Source organism: Pseudomonas sp. BN411 (assembly GCF_029871235.1).
Classification (GTDB): domain Bacteria; phylum Pseudomonadota; class Gammaproteobacteria; order Pseudomonadales; family Pseudomonadaceae; genus Metapseudomonas.
Genome location: NZ_SSOM01000085.1, coordinates 109,908 through 136,711, shown reverse-complemented (window position 1 = coordinate 136,711; position 26,804 = coordinate 109,908). Strand labels below are relative to the sequence as shown.

The following is a 26,804-nucleotide window of genomic DNA, read 5'->3' as shown; positions in this document are numbered from 1 at the left end:
TTGGGCTTCGTTCCTCAGCACCAACCTATGGCAGGACTGCGTCCTGCTTGGCGAATGAATTCGCCCCTACAGGGATTTGCCAGGCGGCAGGTGTTTGAGCGGAGGATACAAAAAAGCCGGCTCAAGGAGCCGGCTTCTTCCATTGCCAGGGGCAATCAATACACCCCGCCACCCCCACTCACCGGAGTGGCCGTTCCCTTGAACGCACCTGCCAGGCTCTGCAACCCACGCATCAGCACTGTGGTATCCACACCAACGGCGACGAAGGCGGCGCCCAGTTCGATGTAGCGGCGCGCCAGGGTCTGGTCGGCGGAGAGAATGCCGGCGGCCTTGCCGGCAGCGCGGATGCGGGCGATGGCATCTTCGATGGCGGCCTGGACTTCCGGGTGGCCGGGGTTGCCGCGATGGCCCATGGCGGCGGAGAGATCGGCAGGTCCGATGAACACGCCATCAACGCCCTCAACGGCAGCGATCACGTCCAGGTTGGCCAGGCCTTCGAGGTTCTCGATCTGCACCAACAGGCACATCTGCTCGTCAGCCTGGTCGAGGTAGCCGGGGATGCTGTTCCAGCGCGAGGCACGGGCCAGGGCGCTGCCGACGCCGCGGATGCCGAAGGGCGGGTAGCGCATGGCACGGACCAGCTCGGCGGCCTGTTCGGCCGACTCCACCATGGGCACGAGCAGGGTCTGGGCGCCGATGTCCAGCAGTTGCTTGATCAGCACCGCGTCACCAATGGGCGGGCGGATGATCGGCTGGGACGGGTAGGGCGCAATGGCCTGCAATTGGGCCAGCAGGGTGCGCAGGTCGTTGGGCGCGTGCTCGCCGTCGAGCAGCAGCCAGTCGAAGCCGGCGTTGGCTGCCAGCTCCGCGCAATAGGCATCGGCAAGGCCGAGCCAGAGGCCGATCTGGGGTTGGCCGGATTGCAGGCGCTGTTTGAACGTGTTGATCGGCAGGTCCATGGAGGACTCCTTGGCAGGCATTGAATGTAGGAGCCAGCTCTGCTGGCGAAGCACTTCGCGAGCAAGCTCGCTCCTACAGGGGCGCGTCAGACGAAGCGGCAGGCGATGGAGCCCAACTGGTCGTAGTCGACGTGGAAGGTGTCGCCGGGGTTTGCCGCCACAGGACGAGTGAAGGAGCCGCCGAGGATGATCTGGCCGGCTTCCAGGGTGACGTCGTAGGGCGCCAGCTTGTTGGCCAGCCACGCCACACCCTTGGCCGGATGGTTGAGCACGGCAGCAGACACACCGGATTCCTCGATCACGCCATTGCGGTAGAGGATGGCCGGCACGCGGCGCAGGTCGATCTCGGTGGGGCGCACGGCGCGGCCGCCCATCACCACGCCGGCGTTCGCGGCGTTGTCGGAGATGGTGTCGAACACCTTGCGTGTCACTTTGGTATCGGGGTCCACCTGCTGGATGCGGGCGTCGATGATCTCCAGCGCGGGAATCACCCACTCGGTGGCATCGAGCACGTCGAAAACCGTGCAGTTCGGGCCGCGCAGGGGCTTGCCGAGGATGAAGGCCAGTTCCACTTCCACGCGCGGGACGATGAAGCGCTCGAACGGGATGTCGCTGCCTTCCTCGAACAGCATGTCGTCCAGCAGCGCGCCGTAATCCGGCTCGGTGATATTGGACGACACCTGCATGGCGCGGGAGGTCAGGCCGATCTTGTGGCCGACCAGCTTGCGGCCGTCACGGATCTTCTGGGCCACCCAGGCGCGCTGGATGGCATAGGCGTCGTCGATGCTGATGGACGGGTAATCGAGGGAGAACTGACGCACCTGTTCGCGGGAACGCTCGGCGGCGTCGAGACGGGCGGCGGCCTGTTGGATCAGAGTAGGGTCGAGCATGACGGGGTTCTCTAACGAGGATTGACGAGTTCGGCGGGCGTGCGAAGCACCAGCGCGGCGCCGAGGGCGATGAATACGGCCAGGACGAACAGCGCGAGGCTGGCGCTCTGAGTGGTGTCGCGCATCCAGCCGATCAGGTAGGGCGCGAGAAAAGCGGCAACGCTGCCGAAGGAGCTGATCAGACCGATCCCGGCAGCCTGGGTGCGGAAAGAGAGGAAGGCGGGTGGTAACTGCCAGAACATCGGCAGGGCAGCGCTGGCGCCCATGCCGGCGATGATCAGTCCGGCCAGGACGGGGACGGTGCTGCCGGGTAACAGCCCGCTGATGGCAATGCCGGCGGCGCACATCAACAGCGGAACGCACAGGTGCCAGCGACGTTCGCGGTGACGGTCCGAGGAACGGCCGCAGGCCAGCATGAAGCAAACACCAGCCACATAAGGGATGGCGCTGAGCAGTCCAACCTGGCTGTCCCGGGCGATGCCGGTGCCGTGGATCAGGGTGGGCATCCAGAAGGCCAGGGTATTCACCGCCAGCATGACCGCGAAGTAGATCGCCACCAGGAGCCACACCCAGCGATCGCGCAAGATCCCGGCGAAGGAGGTGATGGGCTTGCGCTGCTCCTCGATCGCCATGTCCTCCCGCAAGCAGCGCTTCTGCTCATCGCTCAACCATGCAACCGCATCAAAGCGCTCCGGCAGGTTGAACCACACAACCAGGCCAAGGAGGACCACGGGGGAACCTTCCAGCAGGAACATCCACTGCCAACCGCGCAGGCCAAGGTGGTCGTGGAAACCTTCGAGTATGGCGCCAGACAGCGGCCCGCCTATCACCCCAGCCATGGGCACGGCGATGGCGAACAGGGCGGTGATCTGGGCGCGCCGACGCGCCGGGTACCAGCGGTTGAGGTACACCAGAATGCCGGGGAAGAAGCCGGCTTCGGCCACGCCAAGAAGGAAGCGCAGCACGTAGAAGCCGGTGGCGTCCTGGATCAGGAACATGCCGCTGGACAGGAAGCCCCACACCACCATCAGGAACGCTATCCAGCGGCGTGGGCCGACCCGTTCCAGGGCCAGGTTGCTGGGCACGCCAAACAGGGCGTAGGCAATGAAGAACAGACCGGCGCCGAGGCCGTAGACGGTGTCGCTGAACTGCAGGTCAGCGCTCAGCTGCATCTTGGCGAAGCCGATATTGATACGGTCGAGGTGGGCAAACAGGTAGCACACCAGCAGCAGCGGCATCAGCCGCCAGGTGACGGCGCGATGGGTCGCGTCGCGGGTGGCGTGTTCGGCGCCGGCAGGGCAAACGGAATCGATTGTGCTCATGGTCTTGTACTTTTTCTGAATGAGAGCGGGCGGAAGGTGGGGCGGCTTCAGCCGCCCTGGCCCCTCAGGAATGCATGCACGTTGTTGAGCTTGTAATTGAGCTCGGCATCCAGCTCGGTCATCTCGAAGGAGAGGGCCAGCAAACGGCGCGCCTGGAGTCCGGCGAAGTGCTGGGAGATCGTCTCGAACAGCTCGTCGGCCACCTGGCGACGGGTCTCCAAGTCACGGCCGGCACCGACCTTCAGGGTCATGTGGACGAACGCGTAGTCGTGCTTGCCGTCCGCCATGCGCCAGGTATCCAGGCGCATGGCGCGGCTGCGGATGCCCCCGAGGGGAAAGACCCCCGAGGCGCCCAGGCAGGCGTGGACCTTCTCGAAGAGGCCCGGCAGGTCAGCCTCGGCCTCGATGTTGTGGGTGTATTCGACGATGAAGTGCGGCATGGCGCTGCCCCTCAGAGACGGCTGGTGGAGGCGATGCCGGCCGGGTTCGACGCCTGGGCGGCGGGAATGGCGGAACCGTCCTGCGGGGTGACCGGGAACACGGCGTTGATCTGGCCAGTGCCGGAGGAACCGAAGTAGGGGGTGACGACTTCGGCCTTGCCGTCGTACTTCGACCAGCCCAGGGCGCCCAGCAGCATGGCGGTGTCGTGCATGAAGCCTTCGCCGTGGCCCTTGACCGCGTACTCCGGGAGCATGGCGCAGAAGTCTTCCCAGTTGCCGTCTTCCCACATCTGCACCACACGGTGATCGAGGGTTTCCAGGAAGGGGCTCCACACTTTCGTGGCGAACTCGGGTGCCTGGCCGTTCTGGGCGAAACGGTGGGACAGCGACCCGCTGGCAAGGAAGGCCACCGTGCCGTCGTAGTGTTCTTCCACGGCCTTGCGCATGGCCCAGCCAAGGCGGGCGCTGTCGTTCAGGTAGTGGGAGGTGCACAGCGCCGAGACCGAGATCACCTTGAAGTGCTGGTCTGCGTTCATGTAGCGCATGGGCACCAGGGTGCCGTATTCCGGGGCCAGGGTGGTCGCGTCGTGGGCCATGGTCTCCACGCCGTAGCGGTTGCATTCCTCGGCCAGCAGGCGACCCAGTTCGGGGTTGCCGGGGAACCCGTATTCCATGTTGCTGATGAAGTGCGGCAGCTCGTTGCTGGTGTACAGGCCCTGGAATTGGGCGCCGCAATTGATGTGGTAGTTGGCGTTGACCAGCCAGTGGGTGTCGAACACGACGATGGTGTCAACGTTCAGCTCGCGGCAGCGGCGGCCGATTTCAATGTGTCCGTCGATAGCGGCCTGACGGAAGCCCTGGCGCGGGCCCGGCAGCTCGGACAGGTACATGGACGGAACGTGGGTGATCTTGGCAGCCAGAGCAAGTTTGCCCATGACGGTAACTCCTGGTCTTGTTGTCGGTCGGTTGCACGCCGGCACGGGGAGGGGAGTCGGACTCCCCTCTTTATGGATTAGCAGTTATCTCACACACCCCAGCGCGGGATGTGGTGGCTCCCCATGGAAATGCACACGTTCTTGATCTCGGCGAAGACTTCGAAGCTGTACTGACCACCTTCGCGGCCGGTGCCCGAGCCCTTCACGCCGCCGAACGGCTGGCGCAGGTCGCGCACGTTCTGGCTGTTGATGAAGACCATGCCGGCTTCGATGCCACGGGCCAGGCGGTGGGCCTTGCCGATGTCCTGGGTCCAGATGTAGGAGGCCAGGCCGTACTCGGTGTCGTTGGCGAGTCGCAGCGCTTCGGCTTCGTCCTTGAACTTCATCAGGCAGACCACCGGGCCGAAGATTTCTTCCTGGGCGATGCGCATGCGGTTATCCACATCGGCGAACACCGTGGGCTGGATGAACTGCCCCTTGGACAGGTGCGCCGGAAGGTTCGCCGGGCGCTCCAGGCCGCCGGCCAGCAGGGTGGCGCCTTCCTCGATGCCGATGCGGATGTAGCCGGTGACCTTGTCGTAGTGCGCTTGGGTGATCATCGAGCCGACCTGGGTTTTCGGGTCCTGCGGATCACCGACGATCAGGCGCTTGGCACGGGCGGCGAACTCGGCGACGAACTGGTCGTAGACGCTCTCCTGGATGAAGATCCGGCTGCCTGCGGTGCAGCGCTCGCCGTTCAGCGAGAAGATGGTGAACAGCGCGGCGTCCAGGGCGCGGTCGAGGTCGGCGTCGTCGAAGATCAGCACCGGTGACTTGCCGCCCAGCTCCATGGAGTACTTCTTCAGACCGGCGGTCTGCATGATCTTGCGCCCGGTGGCGGTGCCGCCGGTGAACGAAATGGCGCGCACGTCAGGGTGACGGACCAGGGCATCGCCGGCGGTGGCGCCGTAGCCCTGCACCACGTTCAGCACGCCTTTCGGGATGCCGGCTTCCAGGGCTAGACGGCCCAGTTCGTTGGCGGTCAGCGGCGACAGCTCGCTCATCTTCAGTACCGCGGTGTTGCCCAGGGCCAGGCAGGGTGCGGTCTTCCAGGTGGCGGTCATGAACGGCACGTTCCACGGGGAGACCAGGCCACACACACCCACCGGCTGGTACAGGGTGTAGTTGAGCATCTGGTCGTCCACCGGGTAGCTGTGGCCGTCCATGCGGGTGCAGACCTCGGCGAAGAACTCGAAGTTGTGCGAGGCACGGGGGATCAGCACGTTCTTGGTCTGGTGGATCGGCAGGCCGGTGTCCAGGGTTTCCAGCTCGGCCAGGTGCGGCACGTTCTGGTCGATCAGTTCACCCAGCTTGCGCATCAGCTTCGCGCGTTCCTTGGCCGGGGTATTGGCCCACTTGGGGAAGGCTTCCTTGGCGGCGGCCACGGCGGCGGCGATTTCTTCGGCACCACCGCTGGCGACTTCACCGATGGCGTCCATGGTGGCCGGGTTGTAGTTGACGAAAGTCTCTTTGCTTTCGACTTCCTGGCCGTTGATCCAGTGCTTGATCATGCTGTTCACGCCTCTTGCTTGCGGGCGAAGAACTCGCCTTCGCTGATGATTCGGTTGACCAGGCGGCCCACGCCTTCCACTTCCACTACCACTTCATCGCCCGGCACCACGTCGGCCAGGCCCTCCGGCGTGCCGGTGGCGATCATGTCGCCCGGTTGCAGGGTCATGAAGCTGGAGAAGTGTTCGATCAGGTAGGGGATGTCGAAAATCATGTCCGCGGTGGTGCCTTCCTGCTTCAGCTCGCCGTTCACCCAGGTGCGCAGCTTCAGCTTCATCGGGTCGGCCACATCGGCAGCGTCGACGATCCACGGGCCGACCGGGGTGGTGGCGTCGCGGTTCTTCACCCGCAGGTTGGGGCGGTAGTAATTCTCCAGATAGTCGCGGATGGCGTAGTCATTGCAGACCGTGTAGCCGGCCAGGTAGGCGAGGGCGTCTTCGCGTTTCACATTGCGCGCCGGCTTGCCGATCACCGCCACCAGCTCGCACTCGTAGTGCATGTAGGCGACGTTGTCCGGGCGCCAGGTGACCTGGTTGTGGCCGGTGTAGGTGCCCGGCGACTTGATGAAGGCCAGCGGCTCGGTGGGTGCCTTGAAGGCCAGTTCGGCGGCGTGGTCGGCGTAGTTCAGTCCCAGGGCGAACATGCTGCCGGTGGCTGGCGGCAACCACTGGACCTGGTCCTCGGCCAGCAGGCGGCCATCGGCGAGGCGGACGGCGTTGCCTTCTTCCACGGTCACGGCGTGGACGTCGCCCTGGTAACGGATGCGTGCGTGTTTCATCTCGGGCTCCTTATTCCGCAACCACGGTGTTGGCGAGGCGGCCGAGGCCGGTGATTTCCACTTCCACGACATCGCCCGGCTGCACGTCGACGCGGCCTTCCGGGGTGCCGGTGATCAGCACGTCGCCCTCGTGCAGGGTCATGAACTCGCTGATTTCCTCGATCAGCCGGGGGATGTCGCGCACCAGGTTGGCGGTGCTGTTCTCCTGGCGCAGTTCGCCGTTGACGAAGAGCTTGAGGGTCAGGGCGTGCGGGTCCTGCACGTCGGCAGCGGGTACGAGTTCCGGACCGATGGGGCAGAAGCCGTCGCGGCACTTGGCCTTGACCGCCGGGCGGTAGTAGCTCTCTTCCGGCAGGCTGAATTCGTTGACGATCACATAGCCGGCCACATGTGCCAGGGCGTCGGCGGCGTTTACGCGGCTGGCGCTCTTGCCAATCACTACGCCGAGCGCCGGGCCCGGCTGCAGGCGCTCGACGCCTTGCGGGTAGACCACCGGCTGGCCGTGGCCGTTGCGGGTGTTCGGGGTCTTGATGAACAGCACCGGCTTGACCGGCGGCTTCTGGTAGGGCGGTTGCTGGAATTCCTCCAGGCGGCTTTCCAGCAGGCCCCGGTAGTTCAGCGCGACGCCGAACAGGGTGCCGGTGGCGACTTGGTCGAGTGCGGGGCGCATGGTCGTCTCCTGTAGCAGAAAAAAGCGGGTGGGCCGTGACAGGAGCGCCACCCGTAACGAGGATTTCGTTAATGTGTTAACGTTATATTTAACATGTTAATGATCGTCAAGCCTTGCGTCTTCACCTTCCGTCATCGAAGGTGTGCGAAGGCAACGGAGAAAGGTCGCCATGGCAGAGCGCCAGCCCATTCCCAACATCAATATCGGCCAGGTCTACGACCAGCGGTACGCCGACGCCGAGGTGCACTACGAGGCCCTCGGCAAGCTCGCGGATTTCTTCGGTCGCAACATGCCGGTTCACCGCCACGACCGCTTCTTCCAGGTGCATTACGTGAAGAGCGGGGCGGTGCGGGTCTACCTCGACGAGCAGCAATACCGTCAGGAAGGGCCGTTGTTCTTCCTCACCCCGCCCACCATTCCCCATGCCTTCGTCACCGAACAGGATGCCGACGGCCATGTGCTGACCGTGCGTCAGCAGCTGGTCTGGTCATTGCTGGAAGCGGGGCAGGGCCTGGCCGATGGGCAGCAGATTTCGCCCGTGTGTGTGGCATTCGCTGAACTGGGAGAGGAATTGCGCGAAGAGGTGCAGCGCCTGGACCTGTTGTTCGATCAGCTGCGCAGCGAATTCGCCGCCAACCGACCGGGGCGCGAGGAGGCGCTGTCGGCGCTGACCCGCCTGATCTTCATCAGCCTGCTGCGCCTGTCGGCGCGTTCGCTCAAGGCCCAACCGGCGCGCCACGAGGACCTGCAGGTGTTCCATCGCTTCAATGGCCTGATCGAGGGGCATTACCGCGAGCACTGGTCGCTGGCGCAGTACGCCGGACAGATGGGGGTGACCGAGGCGCGGCTCAACGACATCTGCCGGCGCATTGCCGACCTGCCTTCCAAGCGCCTGATCCATGACCGGGTGATGCAGGAGGCCAAGCGCCTGCTGCTGTTCACCGGCAGCTCGGCCAACGAGATCTGCTACCTGCTGGGTTTCAAGGACCCGGCTTACTTCAGCCGCTTCTTCGCCCGCAATGCTGGCATGACCCCGAGCGACTATCGCCAGCGCAAGGCTGAAGACAAGGAAGAGGCCTGGCGTTGAGGGGCATTGTGGGTTCGAGTTGGCTATGTCTGCGTTAGCTGTTGCCAGAGATCGGTCATCGGTCCAGGGGCCTTGTAGGAGCTAGCTTGCTAGCGAAACGGGGCCATTCGCTGGCAAGCCAGCTCCTACGGGCAATCCAGCCAGTTGCAACACTTAATGCGGACAAAGCCAATGAATTCGCCCCTACAGGAGCGACCCAGGTCGCCGCATGGATGTGGGTTCGAGTTCATTCGAAAAAGGGCCGCGAAGCGGCCCCCGAAAGCCGATCTGCTTGCTACCACAACGCCAGCGTGTACCCCAGGATGATGCGGTTCTCGTCGAGATCCTGGGTCAGCCCATCCCCGGAACGGAAGGTGACGTTGCGCAGGCGGATGTTGAAGCCGCGCAGGCTTCCGCTCTGTATGACGTAGGCCAAGTCAGTGTCGCGCTCCCATTCGCGGCCGTCGCGCACGGCACCCTGTTCCACGCCATCGCCGCTGATGTAGCGGGTCATGAAGCTCAGCCCCGGAATCCCCAGGCTGGCGAAGTCGTAGTCGTAGCGCACCTGCCAGGAGTCTTCCTCGGGCTTGGTGAAGGTGTTGAACGTCACGAGGTTGACCACGTAGGGATCGCCGCCGGTCAGGAAGGGGAAGGCGCTGTCGCCGGACAGTTGCTGCCAGGCCACCGAGAAGCGCTGGGCGCCGGCGGTGAGGCTGAGCATGCCGTTGAAATTGCGGTTATCCACACGTCCTGCCTTACCGGCGCCGCTGTCCCGGCTGTCGAAATAACGCAGGTCGCTCTTCAGGCTCATGCCCTCGCCCAGGGGCAGGGTATGCACCAGGCCGGCGAAGTGCTGGCGGTAGATGTCTTCCAGTTCCGAGGTGTAGGCGGTCAGGGCAAGGCTCTGGTCCAGCGCCCAAGTGCCGCCGGCGAAGTCAAAGTGGTCGCTGGTCTGGCCGGCGAAACCGATGTCGTCACGGCTGGATGAGTCCCGCAGGTTGGTTTCGGTGAGGCGCCCGGCGTTCAGGGTCAGGCCGTCGAATTCCTGGCTGGTGAGCATGCCGCCGGAGAAGGTGGAGGGCAGCAGGCGGGTGTCGTTGTACATGGCTATCGGCAAGGTGGGCATCAGGGTGCCCAGGCGCAGGGTGCTCTTCGAGGCGCGCAGCTTGGCGGTCAGGCCCAGCTCGCTGTAATCGTCCACCGGCTCCTTGCTGCTGGGGCCGAAGGGCAGCAGACCGGTGCCGCGGCGGTCGCGACTGGAATCCAGCTTCACTCCCAGTTCCCCCAGGGCGTCCAGGCCGACGCCGATGGTGCCGTCGGTGAATCCGGACTCGAAGCGGGCGATGAAGCCCTGTCCCCATTCGGCAGCCTTGGACTGGGGCGCTCCATCCTGGCGGAAGTCGCGGTTTATGTAGACGTTGCGCAGCTCGAGGCTGGCCTTGCTGTCGCCGGCGAAATCGGCCGAGGCGTGAGCGCTGCATGCGAGCGCCAGCACGGTGATCGCGTGGCGGGGAAGGGCGCGGGACGGATGGGGCCGGGTCATTGTTCTTATCTCCTTTTGGCCGTTGTGTGGGCTCCAGGCCGCTTCAGCGGCCAATGGCGGAGCGGATTGTTAGCATTTGATTAACATTTTAACAATATTGTTTTTGCTTATCCCTGCCACGCGAACTTTCTCGATGCTGATCCGTGGATTTTGTTTTCTATTTATAAGTTATTGATATTAATAAATTTATATTGAGATGGCGGTGAGCCTGTGACAGACATGTCGAGTTGTCTGTGGTTGACAGGGGCGTTTTAAAGATTAATGTGTTAACGAGATCTTGAATGTGTTAACAAGATCGCCGCCGCCGATGCTGCATCGCGGGTTGGCAGGCGCACATGAGAACAAGAACAACGAGGCTCACCCACCCATGAAGATGTCCAAGCTCGCCGTCCTCTTCGCTGCCGCCTGCACTTCCGCTGCGGCCCTCGCGGAAACCACCTACACCCTCAAGGTCGCTCACTTCCTTCCCGCCAACTCCAATGCCCAGCGCAACATCATCGAACCCTGGTGCCAGCAGCTCGGCGAGGAATCCGCCGGACGCATCAAGTGCCAGTTCTATCCATCGATGCAGTTGGGCGGAACGCCGGCCAAGCTGGCCGACATGGCCCGCAATGGTGTCGCCGATGTCGTCTGGACCGCGCCGGCCTATTCGGCGGGCAAGTTCCCGCGCATCGAAGCCATGGAGCTGCCGTTCATGCTTCCTCCCGGTGCCAGGGCGAGCAATCCGATCATCTGGCAGTACTACGAACAGTTCGCCCGCGATGACTTCAAGGGCTACAAGGTGCTGTCCGTGCACGGTGACGGCGGCATGGACATCCACACCCGCGGCAAGGGTGTCGCCACCCTGGAAGACCTGAAGAACCTCAAGCTGCGCGCCTCCAGCCGCACGGCCGCGAGGCTGGTCGAAGCCCTGGGCGCCACTCCGGTGAGCATGCCGCCGGCACAGATGACCGAATCCATCTCCAAGGGTGTCGTCGACGGTGCGCTGGCCTCCTGGGAAGTGGTGCCGCCGACCAAGCTGGACGAGGTGACCGATCACCACTCGGCCATTCCTGCTGGCCAGCCGGCGTTCTCCTACACCGTGCTGGCAATGCTGATGAACGAGCGCAAGTTCAACAGCCTGCCCGAGGACCTGCGCGCAATCATCGAGCGCAACAGCGGCCCGGCCCTGAACGAACGCTTTGCCATCGCCTGGGACAAGGCCCTGGACGAAGCCCGTACCCGCACACCTTCCGACCAGATGGTCGCCATCGACGCAACTGCCTACGGCGTGATGCGCCAGGCCACTGCTCCGGTAGCCGACGACTGGGCCAGCGCCGCCACCGAGAAGGGCCTCGACGGCAAGGCGCTGCTTGAAGGCGCCCGGTCGCTCTCCAGCAACGCCCGGTGATCGATCATGAACGAGTCCCTGTCCTTCGAGTCTTCCCCCGTCGAGGGGGTTGGTCTGGCCAGCCGGGCACTGCAGCGTACCGCCCAGGGGTTCGCCCTGGGGGGCGGCTGCATCCTGCTGGCCCTGGTGGCCATGTCGCTGGTCTCGATCATAGGCCGCAAGCTGTTCGCCACACCCATTCAGGGTGATATCGAGCTGATGGAGATTGGCGCGGCGGTCGCCATTGCCGCGTTCCTGCCGCTCTGCGAACTGCGTGGCCAGCACATCAAGGTGGACGCCTTCACCCTGAAGCTGCCGGTTCGGGTCCAGGCCTGGCTGGACGCCAGTGCCCACTTCCTGTGCCTGCTGGTTGCGCTGTTGCTGGCCTGGCGCACCAGCCTGCAGGTGCTGGAAAGCCGTGAATACGGCGAAGTCTCCACGCTGCTCTCGGTGCCGCTGTGGATACCGCTGCTGGGCATCGTCCCGAGCCTCCTGCTGCTGGCGGTCACCGCTGGCGCCCGAACCCGTCAATGCCTCACCCGGGAGCAACGTCCATGAGCGGTCTCAGTCTCGGCCTGTTGGCATTGGCCGCCACCTTCACGCTGCTGGTGCTGCGGATACACATCGGCCTGACCATGATGGTCGGCGGCGCCTTGTGCTTTCTCGCGGTGAACGATGGCGACCTCTCGGCGCTGCTGTTCAGCCTCAACAACCTGGCCTGGTCGCGTCTCTCCAACTACGACCTGGCGGTGATCCCGCTGTTCGTGCTGATGGGCCAGTTCGCCACCCATGGCGGTCTGTCCAAGGCGATATTCCGCTGCGCCGCGGCCTTCGTCGGTCATCTGCGTGGTGGTATCGGCATGTCCGCCATCGGCGCCTGCGCCGGATTCGGTGCCATCTGCGGCTCGTCGCTGGCCACGTCGGCCACCATGAGCCAGGTGGCGCTACCGGAACTGCGCCGGCACAACTATTCCGGGCGCCTGGCCACTGCCACCGTGGCGGCGGGCGGCACCCTGGGTATCCTCATCCCGCCTTCGGTGCCGCTGATCATCTACGCGGTGCTGACCCAGGAATCCATCGCCAAGCTGTTCGTCGCCGCCGTGGTGCCGGGCCTGCTGGCAGCAGTCGGCTACTTGGTCGTGGTACGCCTGATGGTGGCGCGGGAGCCGGAGGGTCATAGCCGTAGCGAACCGGCCAGTGCCGCCGAACGATTCAAGGCGTTCCTCCAGGTGCTGCCTGTACTGGGCGTATTCCTGGTGGTGATCGTCGGCATCTACGGCGGTTGGGCGAACCCCACCGAAGCGGCTTCCATCGGCGCCGCGGCCTGCGGCCTGCTGGCATTCTTCCAGGGCGGCATGCGGGGCGCCGGCTTGCGCCAGAGCCTGCTGGGCACTGCCGAAACCACGGCAATGATCTTCCTCGTGCTGCTGGGCGCCGACCTGCTGAACTCCGGCCTGGCGCTGACCCAGATGCCCACCGAGCTGGCCGAGTGGGTCAAGCAGAGCGGGCTCGCCCCCATACTGGTGCTCTGCGCCATCCTGCTGCTGTACCTGTTGCTGGGCTGCGTGATGGACTCCCTGGCGATGATCCTGCTGACCATCCCGATCTTCTACCCGGTGATCATGGGCCTGGACTTCTACGGCCTCACTGAAGTCCAGAAGTCGATCTGGTTCGGCATCCTTGCGCTGATGGTGGTGGAGATCGGCCTGATCCACCCGCCGTTGGGCATGAACCTGTTCATCGTCAACAAGGTGGCGCGCGACGTGCCTTACCTGGAAACCGCCAAGGGCGTGCTGCCGTTCCTCGCCTCCGACCTGCTGCGCATCGTCCTGCTGGTCGCCTTCCCCGGAGTGTGCCTCTGGCTGCTGAGCCTGTGATCTTCGCGGGCCGCCCTGCGGCCCGCGCCTTCCCTGCCGTTGCGGAGTCCCCGATGACCCAGTCCACCCCGGTCGGCCGAGGCCGGATCGTTCTGCTGGCCGCCCTGGTGGCGTTCGCTCCCCTGTCCATCGACATGTACCTGCCCAGCCTGCCGACCCTGGCGCGGGAGCTTGTGGCTACCCAAGCCCAGATTCAGCACAGCATCAGCGTGTTCCTGGTGGGCTTGTGCATCGGCATGCTGTTCTACGGCCCGCTGTCGGACCGCTTCGGTCGTCGCCCCTTGCTGCTCGGCGGCATCGTCCTGTACGTGGTCGCCAGCGTCGGCTGTTCATGGGTAGCCACTGCCGACCAGTTGCTCATATGGCGTGGCCTGCAGGCCCTCGGTGGCGCTGCGGCTTCGGTGCTGGCGCGGGCCATCGTGCGGGATCTCTTTCCCTTGCAGCAGGCAGCCCGGGTGCTGTCGCTGATGCACCTGGTGACCATGCTCGCCACGCTGGTGGCGCCCCTGCTTGGCAGTTACCTGATGGAAGTGGCCGGCTGGCGCTCGATCTTCATCGGCCTGCTCGGCTTCGCCACGCTCTGTGGCCTGGCGGTCTGGCTACGGGTACCGGAGACCCATCAAGGAGAAGCCCGTGGGCACTCCCTGGGCAGCGCGTTCGCTGCCTATCTCTCGATTCTCGGCAATCCGCGCGCGGTGGGGCTGATGCTGTGCATGGAGCTGTCCTTCGCCGGCATGTTCGCCTACATCACCGGCTCGCCCTTCGTCTTCATCGAGCATTTCGGCTTCAGCCCGCAGCAATACGCGCTGTTGTTCGGCGCCAACATCGCCGGTGTGATAGTCGCCACGTTCCTCAATGCCCGCCTGGTGGGGCGTCTAGGTCCGGAAGCCATGCTGCGTCGGGGTTCCCAAGTGTCGGCTCTGGCCGGACTGGGGCTGTTGCTGGCGGCCGGCCTGCCGGCGTCCGGCTGGCCGGCCATTGCACTGGCGCTGCTGCTGTTTGTCAGCGTCACCGGGATGCTCGGCGCCAACGCCATCGCCAGCCTGATGGCGCTCTTCCCGCAACGCGCCGGTGCCGCCGCCGCCCTGGCGGTGGCCGGGCAGTTCGGCCTCGGCGCCCTGGCCAGCCTCCTGGTGGGCGTGCTGCATGACGGCTCACCAATGCCCATGAGCCTGGTGGTCGCCCTCTGCGGTGTTGGCGCTTTTGTGTCCTCGCGCCTGGCCGTACGCACCGGTGCGAGCCCAGCAGGCATAGCCGACCGGTAGGTTGGGAAGCGCGAAGCGAAACCCAACGGGCGAAGGTAGGTCCAGCTCCTGTGGGTTCGAATTCATTCGAAAAAGGGCCGCGAAGCGGCCCCTGGCGAGCATTCGATTTACCCGGCGGTGCGAGGTTGGGGGCTGCGTTCCGCTTGGCGATTGAAACGGCTTTATCTGCATTAACTGTTGCGACGTTGAATGGAGCTTTTCGGCTGCTGGCCTCCTAAACGTTCGCGCCAGCCATCCCCCTCACCCCCGGCCCCTCTCCCTGAAGCGGAGAGGGGTGACTCGCGTCGGTGAGGCCGAAGCAATCCTGAAACCCATACGCCGCTTGAAACTGAGCGGAGTAGGTGGGGCGGGGATTCCGCCCCTTCAGGAGGCCGAGCGGAATCGTTGCAGAGGGGACGAGCGGCATGGATGCCGCGAGAGGCGTGCGGGGTCATGGATGGCCCCTCGCGCCGTGCCCACGGCGCAACGATGGAGGGAGGGAACCCCGGCGAAGCCGGGGCCGGATGCAGGGGCAAGCCTTTTGCTTCCTTTGGGGCGTTTGCCAAAGGGAGGCGCCTGGGAAGGCGAAACCAGAAACATCCGCAGAACTCGGCAAGCAGCCTGGTTCAGGGCTTTCTAGCAACACTAACGCTGAAATCTTCCCCACAGGAGAATGTGCTGCCATCGTGCCCCTACGGTGCGCGGCCGAATGCCTCCGCCATCTCGCCGATCAATCGGCTCTGCAACTGGCGCTGGGCTTTGCCGGGCTGTTGCAGGCCGATGAAGTCACAGAGCGGGTCCTGTACCTCGGTGCGGATGCCGGACAGTTCCTCCATCACCGCCAGGCCACAGAAGGGCACGTAGGCTTCGGCATAACCGCCTTCGTGGACCAGTACCAGGCGGCCCTGGCACAGGTGCTCGGCGGCTTCGCGGACCAGGCGGGTCATGGCGCGGAAGCTGTCGCTGTGCAGCAGCATGCGCGCCAGCGGGTCCACGGCGTTGGCGTCGTAGCCGCAGGCGACCACGATCAGCTCCGGCTCGAAGCGTTCCAGGGCTGGAATCACGATCCGTTCCATGGCTTCGAGGTAGGCGTCATGGCCACTGCCGGCAAGCAGTGGGATGTTGATGTTGCTGCCCAGCCCCGCACCTTCGCCGCGATCGTCCGTGCCGCTGTAGCCCGGCGGGAAGCAGCCGTCCTGGTGCAGGGAGATGGTCAGCACGTCCGGTCGGTTGTAGTAGATCGCCTGTGTGCCATTGCCGTGGTGCACGTCCCAGTCGATTACCGCCACCTTGCCCAGCCCGTGACGGGCCTTGGCCGCTTCGATGGCCACCGGGATGTTGGCCAGGAAGCAGAAACCCATGGCCTGGTCCGGTAGGCAGTGGTGACCCGGCGGGCGCGACAGGGAATAGGCGTTGTCGGCTTCGCCCTTGAGCACGGCATCCACCGCCGCCATGGCGAGGCCAGCGGAGAGCTTGGCGATCTCGTAGCTGCCCGGGCCGATGGGCGCGTGCTCGCCGAGGTTGCCGCCGCCGGCGTCGCTCAGGGCCTTGAAGCGATTCAGGTAGTGCTCCGGATGCACGCGCAGCAGGTCCTCCTCGCTGGCGGCCGGGGCGCTGCGCAGATCGAGCCGGGTGGTGAGGCCGGAGACATCCATCAGGTTCTTCAGGCGGCGCTTGGTTTCCGGGGATTCGGCGTGGCCGGCAGCCGAGGGCGGCTGCACCCAGCCTCCCACCGGAAGGATCAGGGCGTGCTGGCTGGCGCTGTGCCAGAGGGACAGTTCGTCGAAGAAGAAGGCAGTACGGCGGCTCATGGCGAGTTACTCCTTGGCTTACAGGGATTGGGCGGTGGTGAGGGAAGCGGGGCGCAGGCGGCTGCCGAGGGTGGCGAGCAGGGACAGGGTGGTCAGGGTGCCGGCGGCCAGAAGCAGGGAGCGGAAGTCGCCGCTGTCGCCGAGCAGGTGGCCCGCCATGGCTGGGCCCAGGGCTAGACCGGAGCCGATCACCAGGTTGCTCAGGCTCATCAGGCGGCCGGATTCATCAAGCTCCACCAGGCTGGCGAGGATGAAGGGCAGCACGTAGGTCCAGGTGAACTTGAACAGCAGGACGGCCACGGCGAAGCGCGCCAGAAGGGGCTGGTCGAGCAGCAGAAGGGTGGCGGCCACCATCAGGCCGAAGCCGCTGCACAGCAGTGGCGTGCGCGGCAGGCGCTCGCCGATCAGGGTCGCGCAGCCGGCTCCGGCAATGCCCATGAGGGTGGCGATGGCGAGGATGTCGCCGCTCGCCTGGGCGTTCAGGCCGGCCTGGGCGCCGATGGCCCCGATGAAGGTCCAGACGGCGCTGAGGGCGACGTAGAAACCCAGCAGACCGAGGATCGCCGCCGCGACTTTCCAGCGCGATGCCGAACCGCTGCGCGCGGGACGTTCGGGCGCCCGATGGGCCGCAGGGAAGGCGCGTACCAGAGGCAGGCCGAGCAGTGTCAGGGTGGCCAGCAGCAGGTAAACAACGCCCAGGCCGTAGGCCTCGAACAGGCGTGGCAGCAGGCTCAGACCGATGGCGCCGAGCACCAGCTGGCCCAACACCCAGAAGCCATAGGCGCGGCTCGGATTGGGCAGTGTCGCCGCGCAGGACAGGCAGAGCACCATCAGCGAGCCGCCGGCCAGGGCAGTGACGAAGCGCAGCGCAGCCAGAGGCAGGTAGCTCGCCGTCGCCGCAGAGGCGAGATTGCCGGCGATGAACAGCAGGGCGGCGATCAGCGCCGCGCGACGGCAGTCGACCCGCTTCAGCCACCAGAAGGAGGGCAGGGTGGCGAGGCTCATGGCGCCCAGTTCGATGGAGAACAGGTTGCCGATCTGCTCCGGGTTCAGGCCCAGCTCGACGGCGAGGCGGGTGGCAATGGCGGGGGCGGTGAGCAGTACCGCCGAGGTGATGGCGGCGAACACGACGATGGCGGCCTGCAGCGCCAGCGGCTGCCTGGATTGGAAGGTCATGGCGTTGTCTCCTGGATCAGAACACGTGGGCCAGGCGAAGCAGGGCCTGGGCGCCGTGGTAGCCGTTGTCGGTGTCGACGTTGTGGGAGAGGGCAACCATCAGTTGGTTCTGCTGGTCCAGCCAGTGGCCGAGCTCCACACCCAGCTGGGTGTAACGCTGGTGGGTGTCGTCGAGGGTGCGGTCGTTCAGGCTGAGTTCGCCGCCGTCGGCATGCACCAGGCGCAGGGCGCCGTAGGTAGACGGGGAGATGTCATAGGAGGCGAAGGCTTGCAGGCGATAGAGGGGGTCCTGCTCCAGGTCCATGCCGTAGTAGTCGTCGTTCTTGCCGTAGATCTGGGCTTCGAGGTTGGCTTCCAGCACCCACTTCTCGCCGACGCCCTGGGTGTAGTTGTAATTGAAGGTCAGGCCCCAGCGGTTGGCGCCGGGAGATACATCCGGGTTGTTGCCGTGGTACTCGCCCACCGGAACGGTGACCAGGGTCAGCAGGCCACTGTAGGTGCGGGTGGCTGGGTCGTTGATGATGAACAACGTGCCGCCCATCTGCGGGTCGCCGATGCCGCGCTCGCTGGTGTGGCCGGTGGCGCCGGGAAGGCGGGCATCGATGTCGACGTAGGGCACGATGAACTGCGGCGTGCAGAGGGTGCCGCAGGCATCGGTGAAGAGCACATGGCGGTAGGCCAGGGCGTTGACCTCCAGGTCCGCCTTGCCGGTTCGGTCGGCCGGACCGTGGAAGTCGTTGGCGCGATTGGTGGGCAGGTAGAGCACGCCGAGCTGGGTGCCCGAGGGGGCGGAGAAGAAGTCGCGGGCGTTCATGTCGGCGGCCTGCGCGGCGAGGGGTAACAGCACGCTGCCGAGTAGGGCGTGACGGAAGGAGCGGGTGCGGGTCATGGGCGTTGCATCTCTTTTTCTGGGTGCGGTGGGTTTCTTCGGGCAAGACGCCGCCCTGCCGCCCATGTGGGGCAGCCGGAGTTCAGGCGGCTGGGAAAGCGGGAATCAGTCGGGTGGCGAGTGGAGGAGGTGGGCGATGCTCGCCTTGTCCTTCACGCCGAGCTTGGAATAGATGGTGCGTATGTGGTGGCGCACGGTATTGGGCGCCAGGCCCAGGTCGCGGGCGATTTCCTTGTAGGTCTTGCCTTCCCCGAAGCGAAGGGCCACATCGTTCTCGCGCGCGCTGAGCTGTTGCAGCGGGCTGTGGCTGCGCGCGGCGAGGAGATGCAGGTCGCCCACCGCGGAGACTTCCAGCAACAGGCGCTCACCCTGATAACCCTCGGGGCTGATGCTCTCGGGCAACTGCGGACCGGTCCAGTCGGGCCACTCGGTGAGCAGCAGGTCGACGAAGCCGCGCTCGGCACAATGCAGGGTGCCGCGGGCGTCGCATACGGCCAGCGCGAGGTTGCGTGGGTTGGACAGGCTTTCCCGCTTGGCCACCAGGGTGCGGATCTGGTTGGCCGAGACGGCGGCGGCGAGGTGCCGCATCAACTGGTCCATCAGCAGTTGATCCTGGTCGTTGAAGGGGGCGGACGTCGGCGAGCGGTAGAGGGTCAGGTGGTCTACCAGGCCGGTCTGCGGATCGGAATGGATGACGCAGAGGAACTCACGGAAGCCGTGGCGCTCCCCCAGCCATTGCAGGCCTGGTGTGCTGTTGGCGCTGTCGACGATCACCGACTTGTCGGGCGCGGCGCTGACCAGGCCGACGGTCACGTCCTCGTGACGGATCGACTGCCAGTCTTCCAGGTAGTGCGGCGGCAGGTTGAACAGATGCGAGCTGTGTTCTTCCGGCAGGCCGTCGATCATCGCGGCACGGCCCCACCAGGCCTTGTCGAAGGGCAGCAACTGCTGGAGCTGCGTCAGTGCGAGGGCGTGGAAGCGCTCGATGGACCTGTCCCTGGCCAGGCGCTGGAGTTCCAGCACGGTGTTGCTGAATGCCTCCAGCAATGCGGTGGTGATCGTTCGATCAGCCTGGTCGTTCCTGCTCATGCGGTATCCCCGTGTGCGACGTTGTTTTTGTTCTGTCACAGGTTCGAGTCATGGCCTTTCGTCTTTGCGACGGGGCAGGGCCTGGAGCGAGTATCAGGTTCGCCTGAAGGAGCCGCCATCCTACAGATGCAGGATAGGGTCAGCGCGGGCCCTCGCTGCTCGCGGCAATATCCCGGCCCAGCAGGCGCTGGCGCGGAAATAGCCAGGCGCAATAACCGAGCAGCAGCACGCCGGCGCAGGCCATGGCGGCAGGTGCACCGAAGTGTTCGGCGAGTACGCCCGCCAGCAGTCCGCCGATGGCGTCGAAGCCGAATCGCGTCGAGGTGTAGAGGGACACAACGCGCCCCCTCAGGCTCTCCGGGGCCAGGCTCTGCAAGAGGATATTGGTACCGACGTTGCAGTTGGTGATGGCGAAGCCGAGCACGGCCATGGCCAACAACGAGACGGCCAGCTGCTGGCTGGCGGCGAAGGCCAGCAGTCCCGCACCCCCGGCCAGGGCGCAGGCCATGATGCTCCTGACCAGGCTCGGCAGGGCGTGGCGATTGGCGAGGAATAGCGTGCCCAGCAATGAGCCAAGGCCTGCCGCCCCCCAGAGCCAGCCGAGCGTACGTGCGTCACCATTGAAGATGTCCTTGGCGAACACCGGGAGCAGCACGGCGTAGCTGGAGGCGGTGAGGTTGACCACCAGCACGCTGAGCATCATCAGGCGGATGGTCGGCCTGCCGGCGACATAGGCCAGTCCTTCACGAAACACATCCCCGGTGGAGCCGGCGGCGCGCGGCGTGGGCGCCATGCGGATCACCAGCAGCCCCGCCGCCAGCCCCAGATAGGAGAGGGCATTGAGGGCGAAGCAGGCCGCCTCGCTGGTGAACCCCAGCAGCAGGCCGGCCAGGGGCGGACCGACGAAGCGCGAACTGTTGAACAGCATGGCATTGAGCGCCAGGGCGTTGGGCAGGTCCTCTTTGCCGCTGACGAACTGGCTCAGCAGCGACTGCCGCAGCGGGGTATCGAAAGCGTTGAGGACGCCCAGCAGCGCGGCCATGGCGACGATCAGCGTCGGCCCGATCAGGTCGCTGGCGGTGAGTGCCGCGAGGGCGATGGCCTGAAGGCCGAGCAGGCCCTGCACGCCGATCAGCAGGCGGCGCTTGTCGTGGCGATCGATCCAGGCTCCGGCCAGAGGGCCCACCAGCAATTGCGGCAACAGCGAGGCGAAGGTGGTGATGCCGAGCAGGGCCGCCGAGCCGGTGAGGCGATAGATCAGCCAGGCAAGGGCGACCTGTTGCAGCCAGCTACCCAGGGTGGATACCGCCTGGCCGGCGAAGTACAGGCGAAAGTTGCGGTGGCGCAGGGCGCGGATGGCAGCGGGCCAAGGGCGGGAATCAGGCATTGGGGCAGCCAAGGGCAGGCGAAAGTAGAATGTTAATATCTTAACGTACTTCCCCGTGCCCCCGGCGCCTATTTCCATAACCAAGGGTGGACCACGCTTCACCGGTCCACCGTTCGAGGCCCGGCATAGAGCCGTTGGTGGATGGAAAAGCGCCATCCACACTACGTGGCTTCGCCGAGCAGGGGAACGGATGGAGCCTCAAATGCGCCCGAACGCCAAGGTCGGCACGTCCACGATGCTCGACCCGCCATCGGCCACCAGGCTGGCGCCAGTGATGATGGAGGCTTCGTCCGAGAGCAGGAAGCGGCAGACGCTGGCGATTTCCTCCGGCTTGGCCGGGCGGCGCAGTGGCACCTCGGCGGTAACCCGCGCATAGGCCGCCTCCAGGTCTTCGTCATGGCGCTCCATCAACGGCTGCATCTCGGCGTCGGCCATGGGCGTGCGCACCCAGCCCGGGCAGACGGCATTCACCCGCACGCCTTGCGGGCCGTAGTCCCGTGCCAGGGAGCGGGTGAGGCCGAGGAGGGCGTGCTTGGCGGTGGTGTAGCCGCAAACGCCTTCGCCGGCCGCCAGGGCGGCGAGGGAGGCCATCAGCACCAGGGCGCCGCGCCGCTGTACCAGCAGCGGCAGGCAGGCGCGGGCGGTGTAGAAGGCGCTGTCCAGGTTGGCGCGCATTGCCGCCTGCCAGTCCTTGTCCGAGGTTTCGGTGGCGCTGCCCAGGCCATGGCTGCCGGCGTTGGCGATCACCCCGTCGAGGCCACCGAAGCGCTCGCGGATGGCCGGGATGAAGCGGGCCCAGTCGGCGCTGCTGGCGGCATCCCCGCAGAGCACCAGGCCGCCGGTCCCGGCGGCTACGTCCTCCAGCGGTTCGCGACGCCTTCCCACCAGCACCAGTTGCGCGCCGTCGTGGGCGAGACGTTGCGCACAGACCGCGCCTATGCCACTGCCGGCTCCGGTGATGAGCACGGTGCGGCCCTTCACAGCGGATACTCCGTGCGGTTCAGCACGCTGCAGTGGGAACTCACCGGGAAGTTCGACAACTGGCCGAAGTCGCCGCCGGCATAGCCGCAGATCTTGCCGTCGCTGCGATGGTGCTGCAGGTCGATCAGCACCACGCCGAGGGTGGGGATGATCTTCTCCCGCCAGACGAAGAGGTAGAGCGACTCGGCGATCTTCAGGGTGTGGCAGCGGTCGGTGTCCGCCAGGCCTTGTTCGACGCCCTGCAGGCACTGCCAACTGTAGAAGTTCTCGTTGAGGTAGAGGTGCTCGTAGACCTCGCTGGGGCTATAGCGGTAGAGGTTGCGCAGGCCTACCAGCTCGAGACTCGGCGCGTGGGGGCAGGCGCCTTCGCGCCAGGGGCGATCGAGGCTGCCGTGGAGGAATTCCGCCTTCACCGACGTCAGCTCGCCACCGGCGAGGGCCTTGCCGAACAGGTCGCCCCGGCATTCCGCCTCGCTGGGCATGCGCCCGAGCACGGCGGTGAAGGCGGCGTTGGTGATATCCAGCACCAGGCTCACCGAGACCGTGCGGCCGTTCTCCTGCTTGAGGAAGTCCACCAGGTACAGACCCTCGCGCACCGACGTGGCGCGGTAGGGAGCCTCGCCGCCGCTGCCGTCTTGCAATGACCAGGCGAGCTGCTCGGCGCCGAAGCGATGCTCGATCCGCCAGCCGTTGGCGAAGTGCAGGGTGAAGGTGCGGTCGGCAAGGTCCGCCAGGCTGGGCAGGATGAAGGCTTCCGGGGCGAAGCCGTCGGCGAGGGCGCCGACAGTGATCCATTCGGGTTGGGTAGTCATGGCTCATCTCCGTGGGTTGGGATGGCGCCATGCTCGGTCGGATGGGGGTGGGGCGGTATCAACCGGAAGGTGGAGGTGGCACGTTCAGATCGTAGGATGGGTGGAGCTTGCGATACCCATCGGTCTGACACGGTGATTGATAGGTTTCGCTCAGCTCGCGGAACGCCGCCCGCCCCATCCTACGGGAAGAGCTTTCTCACCAATTCTGTACGGCTGCGTGCACCGGTCTTGCGGAACAGGTGGATAAGGTGGGTCTTCACCGTGGCCAGCCCCATATCGAGCTGCCGGGCGAGGTCCTTGTTGGACAGGCCTTCGCGTAGGAGCAGGGCGATTTCCTGTTCCCGAGGGGTGAAGCCGGTCAGCCCATCGTTCTCCGCTGGAGCGTCCGGCAGTTGGCGCACGGCGAGGTCGAGCAGGCCGCGCAGGCCATCCAGGCGCTGCAGTTCATCGGCATCGAAGGGCTGCTGGGTGCTCAGGCGCAGCAGGGAGACGCCCGCCACCGGTCGCTGGCGAACATGGGCGATCACCTCCACCACGTCGCGGATGCCATGGCGGACCAGGAAGCCTTGGTAGATGCGCCGCGCATTGTCGGCCTGGCGTGCCATGGCTTCCCGCAGTGACACCACGGCGCGGCGTTCGTCGCGGCAAAGGGCGGGCTGCAGCGGGTCGAAGTCGCGGTAGTGGTCGAGGTAGTCGCGGTGGGTCCGGGCGTCCATACGCAGGAGCTGGAAGTCGCGGGCGCGCAGGTGTGGGTCGACCAGGTAGAAGGCGAAGCAGGAGGCCGGGACAACCCGGCTGAAGGCCTGCAGGCAGTGCAGGCCGAAGTCGTCGTGCATGGCGCTGCTCCCGAAAACGGAGGAGCGCGGCATGGGCCGCGCTCCGAAGGGTTACAGATGGGCTTCCTGGAAACCTATCGCGAGGGCATTGACGATGGTATCGATCTCCTCCTGCTCGATCACCAGCGGTGGCGAGAGGATGATCTTGGTGCCCACCGGGCGCACCATCACGCCGTTGGCGCGGGCGATTTCGGCGACGCGGTTGGCGTAGCCACCCATGGGGTCGATCGGTTCGCGGGTGGCCTTGTCGCTTACCAGGTCCAGGGCCACCATCAGGCCCTTGCCGCGCACCTCACCCACTGCAGCGAAACGCTCGGAGAACGAGGCCAGGCTTTTCAGCAGGTAGTCACCCTGTTTCGCCGCATTGGCCGGCAGGTTTTCCTTCTCGACGATGTCCAGGTTGGCCAGGGCCGCGGCGCAGGCCACCGGATGCCCGGAGTAGGTGTAGCCGTGCATGATTGCGCCGGTGAAGTTGCCGTTGTTGGCGAAGGCCTGCTCGATGCGTTCGTTGACCACGGTGGCGCCGAGGGGGATGTAGCCCGAGGAGATGCCCTTGGCCAGGCACATGATGTCGGGCTTCACGCCCCACAGGCGGCTGCCGAACATGGAGCCCGAGCGGCCGAAGCCGGTGACGATCTCATCGGCGATCAGCAGTACGCCGTATTTGTCGCAGACCTTGCGGATCAGCGGCCAGTAGTTCTCCGGCGGCACGATCACGCCACCGGCGCCCTGGATCGGTTCGGCGATGAAGGCGGCCACGGTATCCGGGCTCTGGAACTGGATTTCCCGCTCCAGCAGGTCGGCGCAGATCTGGCCGAGTTCTTCCGGGTCCTGGCTGTAGGGGTTGCGGTAGAGCCAGGGTGTGTCGACGTGGAAACAGCCCGGCAGCAGCGGCTCGTAGTTGCGACGGAAGACGGTGTTGCCGTTCACCGAGGCGCCGCCGAAGTGGGTGCCGTGGTAGCCCTGGCGCAGGGAAATGAACTTGGTGCGGTCTGCCTGGCCCTGCAACTTCCAGTACTGGCGGGCCAGCTTGAGTGCGGTTTCCACCGAGTCCGAACCGCCGGAGCTGAAGGCCACGCGGCGCATGCCTTCCGGTTCCAGCATGCCGATCACCTTGGCGGCCAGTTCTTCGGCGCGGGGATGGCTGATGCCGTCGAACAGCTGGAAGTACTCCAGCTCGTCCAGCTGTGTCGTGATGGCTGCCTTGATCTCCGCGCGGCCGTGGCCGACGTTGACGTTCCACAACCCCGCCACGCCATCCACCAGGCGGTTGCCCTTGTCATCGAAGACGAAGCAACCCTCGCCACGGAGGATGCGGATGGGCTCGCGCTGCTTCATTTCGTTGGGGTGCAGCATGGGATGCCAGAAGGCGTTGTCGCGGGTGGTCGTGGTCATGTGAATTCTCCTCTAGGGCAGCGGTGCAAGCTGCGTGGCTCCATTTGTGCCTCAAGGCGCCGCCGATTACTTGCACCTGCCTGCCAGCGGGCTTGCCTTTTCCTGCCAGCGAACTGGCAGCCATTGGCAAGTCCGGCGGCAGCCAGGATCAAGATCGTTCACCGGGCTTGGCGCACAGTGCCTCTCGACTATCCGAGATACCCGGTCGCTGCGGCGGCCGTGCGAGAAGAGGAACCGAGATGAGCATTGCCCTTGACCCCCGTGTGGCGGCCTTTGTCCAGGCCCGCCACGGCCTGTTGATCGACGGGCAGTCCCGTCCCGCGCTGTCCGGCGCCGAAATGGCGGTGCACAACCCGGCCACGGGTGAGGAACTGGCGCGAGTCGCCGTGGCCGCCAAGGCCGATGTGGACCAGGCGGTCGCCGCTGCGCGCCGCGCCTTCGAGGGCAGTTGGGCCGCCCAGCGCCCGGCGGACCGTGAGCGCCTGCTGTTGAAGTTGGCCGACCTGCTGGAGGTCCATGGCGAAGAGCTGGCGCAACTGGAAACCCTGAACAACGGCAAGTCCATCAACCTGTCCCGTGCCATCGAAGTGGGGGCGGGCGTGGAATACACCCGCTATATGGCCGGCTGGGCCACCAAGATCGAAGGCAAGAGCCTGGATGTCTCCATCGGCGCCATTCCCGGCGGCAAGTACCGCGCCTACACGGTGCCGGAACCGGTGGGCGTCGTGGGCGCCATCGTGCCCTGGAACTTCCCGCTGATGATGGCCTTGTGGAAGGTCGTACCGGCCCTGGCCTGCGGCTGCACCGTGGTGCTGAAGCCGGCGGACGAGACACCGCTCACCGCCCTGCGCCTGGGTCAGCTGTGCCTGGAAGCAGGCATTCCGCCGGGTGTGGTGAACATCGTCACGGGCGTGGGTGCCGAGGCCGGCGCGGCGCTGGCGGCGCATCCGGGCATCGACAAGCTGGCCTTCACCGGCTCCACCCCGGTGGGCAAGCTGATCGGTCATGCGGCGGTGGAGAACATGACCCGCTTCACCCTGGAGCTGGGTGGCAAGTCGCCGGTGATCGTGCTCGACGACACCGCTCTGGACAACGCCGCCGCCGGTGCTGCCGGGGCCATCTTCTTCAACCAGGGCCAGGTGTGCACCGCCGGCTCGCGTCTCTACGTGCAGCGCAAGTCCTTCGACCAGGTGCTGGAGCGCCTCCACGGCATCGCCGGTTCACTCAGCATCGGGCCGGGCCTGGACCCATCCGCGCAGATCAACCCGCTGATTTCCGCCAAGCAGCAGCGCCGGGTGCTGGGCATGATCGACAGCGGCCGGGCCCAGGGCGCCAGCGTCATTTGCGGTGGCGAGGCGCACGGTGAGCAGGGCTTCTTCGTCAAGCCGACGGTGATCGCCAATGTGCGTCCGGACATGCAGGTGGTGCGGGAAGAAATCTTCGGCCCGGTGCTGGTCGCCACTGCCTTCGACGAGATCGACGAAGTGGTGCGATTGGCCAACGACACCCCCTACGGGTTGGCGGCGAGCATCTGGTCCAACGACCTGAAACAGGTGATGGGCCTGATCCCGCGCCTGAAGGCCGGCACCGTCTGGGTCAACGCCCACAACCTGCTGGACCCGTCCATGCCCTTCGGCGGTTTCAAGCAGTCCGGCATCGGCCGCGAGATGGGCCATGCGGCCATCGAAGCCTTCACCGAGAACAAGTCGGTGTGCATCGCCTACTGAGTTCCGCAACAGGAGTGCGCCCGCCAGCGCGGCGCCTCCGATGACCTTTGCCGGCCCGTC

The 26,804-nt window shown here is 65.7% G+C and carries 24 protein-coding genes; 6 read left to right on the top strand and 18 right to left on the bottom strand.

Translation table 11 applies throughout. The features are described 5' to 3' along the window. Positions 1–155 precede the first annotated feature (155 nt). From hpaI to E8F06_RS27630, 8 genes are all read right to left on the bottom strand, one after another. Entirely contained in the window at positions 156–959 is an 804-nt protein-coding gene (hpaI, locus tag E8F06_RS27665; RefSeq protein ID WP_280372364.1) for a 4-hydroxy-2-oxoheptanedioate aldolase, read from the bottom strand. Positions 960–1,045: 86 nt separating this feature from the next. After that, positions 1,046–1,849, bottom strand: coding sequence for a 2-oxo-hept-4-ene-1,7-dioate hydratase (gene hpaH / locus E8F06_RS27660; protein WP_280372363.1), 804 nt, complete (start codon positions 1,847–1,849; stop codon positions 1,046–1,048). An 11-nt stretch (positions 1,850–1,860) separates the two neighbouring features. Next, the gene (locus E8F06_RS27655; RefSeq protein ID WP_280372362.1) at positions 1,861–3,171 is read right to left on the bottom strand and encodes an MFS transporter; all 1,311 of its coding nucleotides are present in this window, start codon (positions 3,169–3,171) and stop codon (positions 1,861–1,863) included. Between the two features lie 47 nt (positions 3,172–3,218). Next, a complete protein-coding gene (locus tag E8F06_RS27650; RefSeq protein WP_280372361.1) occupies positions 3,219–3,611 on the bottom strand; it encodes a 5-carboxymethyl-2-hydroxymuconate Delta-isomerase in 393 nt (130 codons plus the stop codon). Positions 3,612–3,622: 11 nt separating this feature from the next. Continuing rightward, entirely contained in the window at positions 3,623–4,546 is a 924-nt protein-coding gene (hpaD, locus tag E8F06_RS27645) for a 3,4-dihydroxyphenylacetate 2,3-dioxygenase (RefSeq protein WP_280372360.1), read from the bottom strand. Between the two features lie 89 nt (positions 4,547–4,635). Further along, complete coding sequence (hpaE, locus tag E8F06_RS27640) at positions 4,636–6,096, bottom strand: 5-carboxymethyl-2-hydroxymuconate semialdehyde dehydrogenase (RefSeq protein WP_280372359.1); 1,461 nt, start codon at positions 6,094–6,096, stop codon at positions 4,636–4,638. A 5-nt stretch (positions 6,097–6,101) separates the two neighbouring features. Next, positions 6,102–6,872, bottom strand: coding sequence for a fumarylacetoacetate hydrolase family protein (locus tag E8F06_RS27635; protein WP_280372358.1), 771 nt, complete (start codon positions 6,870–6,872; stop codon positions 6,102–6,104). Between the two features lie 10 nt (positions 6,873–6,882). After that, the gene (locus E8F06_RS27630; RefSeq protein WP_280372357.1) at positions 6,883–7,542 is read right to left on the bottom strand and encodes a fumarylacetoacetate hydrolase family protein; all 660 of its coding nucleotides are present in this window, start codon (positions 7,540–7,542) and stop codon (positions 6,883–6,885) included. 169 nt (positions 7,543–7,711) lie between these two features. Between E8F06_RS27630 and hpaA the strand changes: the two genes are divergently transcribed. Beyond that, on the top strand, positions 7,712–8,629 hold the full coding sequence (hpaA, locus tag E8F06_RS27625; protein WP_280372356.1) for a 4-hydroxyphenylacetate catabolism regulatory protein HpaA: 918 nt from the start codon (positions 7,712–7,714) through the stop codon (positions 8,627–8,629). A 274-nt stretch (positions 8,630–8,903) separates the two neighbouring features. Here the strand turns inward: hpaA and E8F06_RS27620 are convergent, their stop codons facing one another. Beyond that, positions 8,904–10,151: an OprD family porin gene (locus E8F06_RS27620; RefSeq protein ID WP_280372355.1), complete on the bottom strand. Its 1,248-nt coding sequence runs from the start codon at positions 10,149–10,151 to the stop codon at positions 8,904–8,906. 367 nt (positions 10,152–10,518) lie between these two features. Here E8F06_RS27620 and E8F06_RS27615 point away from each other — a divergent pair, with 367 nt between their 5' ends. The 4 genes from E8F06_RS27615 to E8F06_RS27600 are packed head-to-tail and all read left to right on the top strand — an operon-like array spanning position 10,519 to position 14,662. Further along, positions 10,519–11,541: a TRAP transporter substrate-binding protein gene (locus tag E8F06_RS27615; RefSeq protein ID WP_280372354.1), complete on the top strand. Its 1,023-nt coding sequence runs from the start codon at positions 10,519–10,521 to the stop codon at positions 11,539–11,541. A 6-nt stretch (positions 11,542–11,547) separates the two neighbouring features. After that, complete coding sequence (locus tag E8F06_RS27610; RefSeq protein WP_280372353.1) at positions 11,548–12,078, top strand: TRAP transporter small permease; 531 nt, start codon at positions 11,548–11,550, stop codon at positions 12,076–12,078. Continuing rightward, positions 12,075–13,397 carry a TRAP transporter large permease gene (locus tag E8F06_RS27605; protein WP_280372352.1) on the top strand — a complete coding sequence of 441 codons (1,323 nt, stop codon included), beginning with the start codon at positions 12,075–12,077 and terminating at the stop codon, positions 13,395–13,397. The genes E8F06_RS27610 and E8F06_RS27605 overlap by 4 nt, the downstream gene beginning before the upstream one ends. A gap of 53 nt (positions 13,398–13,450) precedes the next feature. Beyond that, positions 13,451–14,662, top strand: coding sequence for a Bcr/CflA family multidrug efflux MFS transporter (locus tag E8F06_RS27600; RefSeq protein ID WP_280372351.1), 1,212 nt, complete (start codon positions 13,451–13,453; stop codon positions 14,660–14,662). Positions 14,663–15,333: 671 nt separating this feature from the next. Here E8F06_RS27600 and E8F06_RS27595 read toward each other — a convergent pair. The 9 genes from E8F06_RS27595 to E8F06_RS27555 all read right to left on the bottom strand — a co-directional run bounded on the left by E8F06_RS27595 (position 15,334) and on the right by E8F06_RS27555 (position 25,017). Next, a complete protein-coding gene (locus E8F06_RS27595; protein ID WP_280372350.1) occupies positions 15,334–16,452 on the bottom strand; it encodes a class II histone deacetylase in 1,119 nt (372 codons plus the stop codon). 18 nt (positions 16,453–16,470) lie between these two features. After that, positions 16,471–17,628, bottom strand: a complete 1,158-nt coding sequence (locus E8F06_RS27590; protein ID WP_280372349.1) for an MFS transporter — start codon at positions 17,626–17,628, stop codon at positions 16,471–16,473. Between the two features lie 16 nt (positions 17,629–17,644). Further along, positions 17,645–18,517 carry a transporter gene (locus E8F06_RS27585; RefSeq protein WP_280372348.1) on the bottom strand — a complete coding sequence of 291 codons (873 nt, stop codon included), beginning with the start codon at positions 18,515–18,517 and terminating at the stop codon, positions 17,645–17,647. Between the two features lie 105 nt (positions 18,518–18,622). Further along, positions 18,623–19,606, bottom strand: coding sequence for a LuxR C-terminal-related transcriptional regulator (locus E8F06_RS27580; protein WP_280372347.1), 984 nt, complete (start codon positions 19,604–19,606; stop codon positions 18,623–18,625). Between the two features lie 139 nt (positions 19,607–19,745). Beyond that, on the bottom strand, positions 19,746–20,993 hold the full coding sequence (locus E8F06_RS27575) for an MFS transporter (RefSeq protein WP_280372346.1): 1,248 nt from the start codon (positions 20,991–20,993) through the stop codon (positions 19,746–19,748). A gap of 198 nt (positions 20,994–21,191) precedes the next feature. Beyond that, entirely contained in the window at positions 21,192–21,974 is a 783-nt protein-coding gene (locus tag E8F06_RS27570; RefSeq protein WP_280372345.1) for an SDR family oxidoreductase, read from the bottom strand. After that, complete coding sequence (locus tag E8F06_RS27565) at positions 21,971–22,786, bottom strand: molybdenum cofactor biosynthesis F family protein (RefSeq protein ID WP_280372344.1); 816 nt, start codon at positions 22,784–22,786, stop codon at positions 21,971–21,973. The genes E8F06_RS27570 and E8F06_RS27565 overlap by 4 nt, the downstream gene beginning before the upstream one ends. Before the next feature lie 179 nt (positions 22,787–22,965). Next, on the bottom strand, positions 22,966–23,622 hold the full coding sequence (locus E8F06_RS27560) for a helix-turn-helix transcriptional regulator (RefSeq protein WP_280372343.1): 657 nt from the start codon (positions 23,620–23,622) through the stop codon (positions 22,966–22,968). 51 nt (positions 23,623–23,673) lie between these two features. Further along, entirely contained in the window at positions 23,674–25,017 is a 1,344-nt protein-coding gene (locus tag E8F06_RS27555) for an aspartate aminotransferase family protein (protein WP_280372342.1), read from the bottom strand. A gap of 239 nt (positions 25,018–25,256) precedes the next feature. Between E8F06_RS27555 and E8F06_RS27550 the strand changes: the two genes are divergently transcribed. Beyond that, positions 25,257–26,744 carry an aldehyde dehydrogenase family protein gene (locus tag E8F06_RS27550; protein ID WP_280372341.1) on the top strand — a complete coding sequence of 496 codons (1,488 nt, stop codon included), beginning with the start codon at positions 25,257–25,259 and terminating at the stop codon, positions 26,742–26,744. The last annotated feature ends 60 nt before the right edge of the window (positions 26,745–26,804 follow it).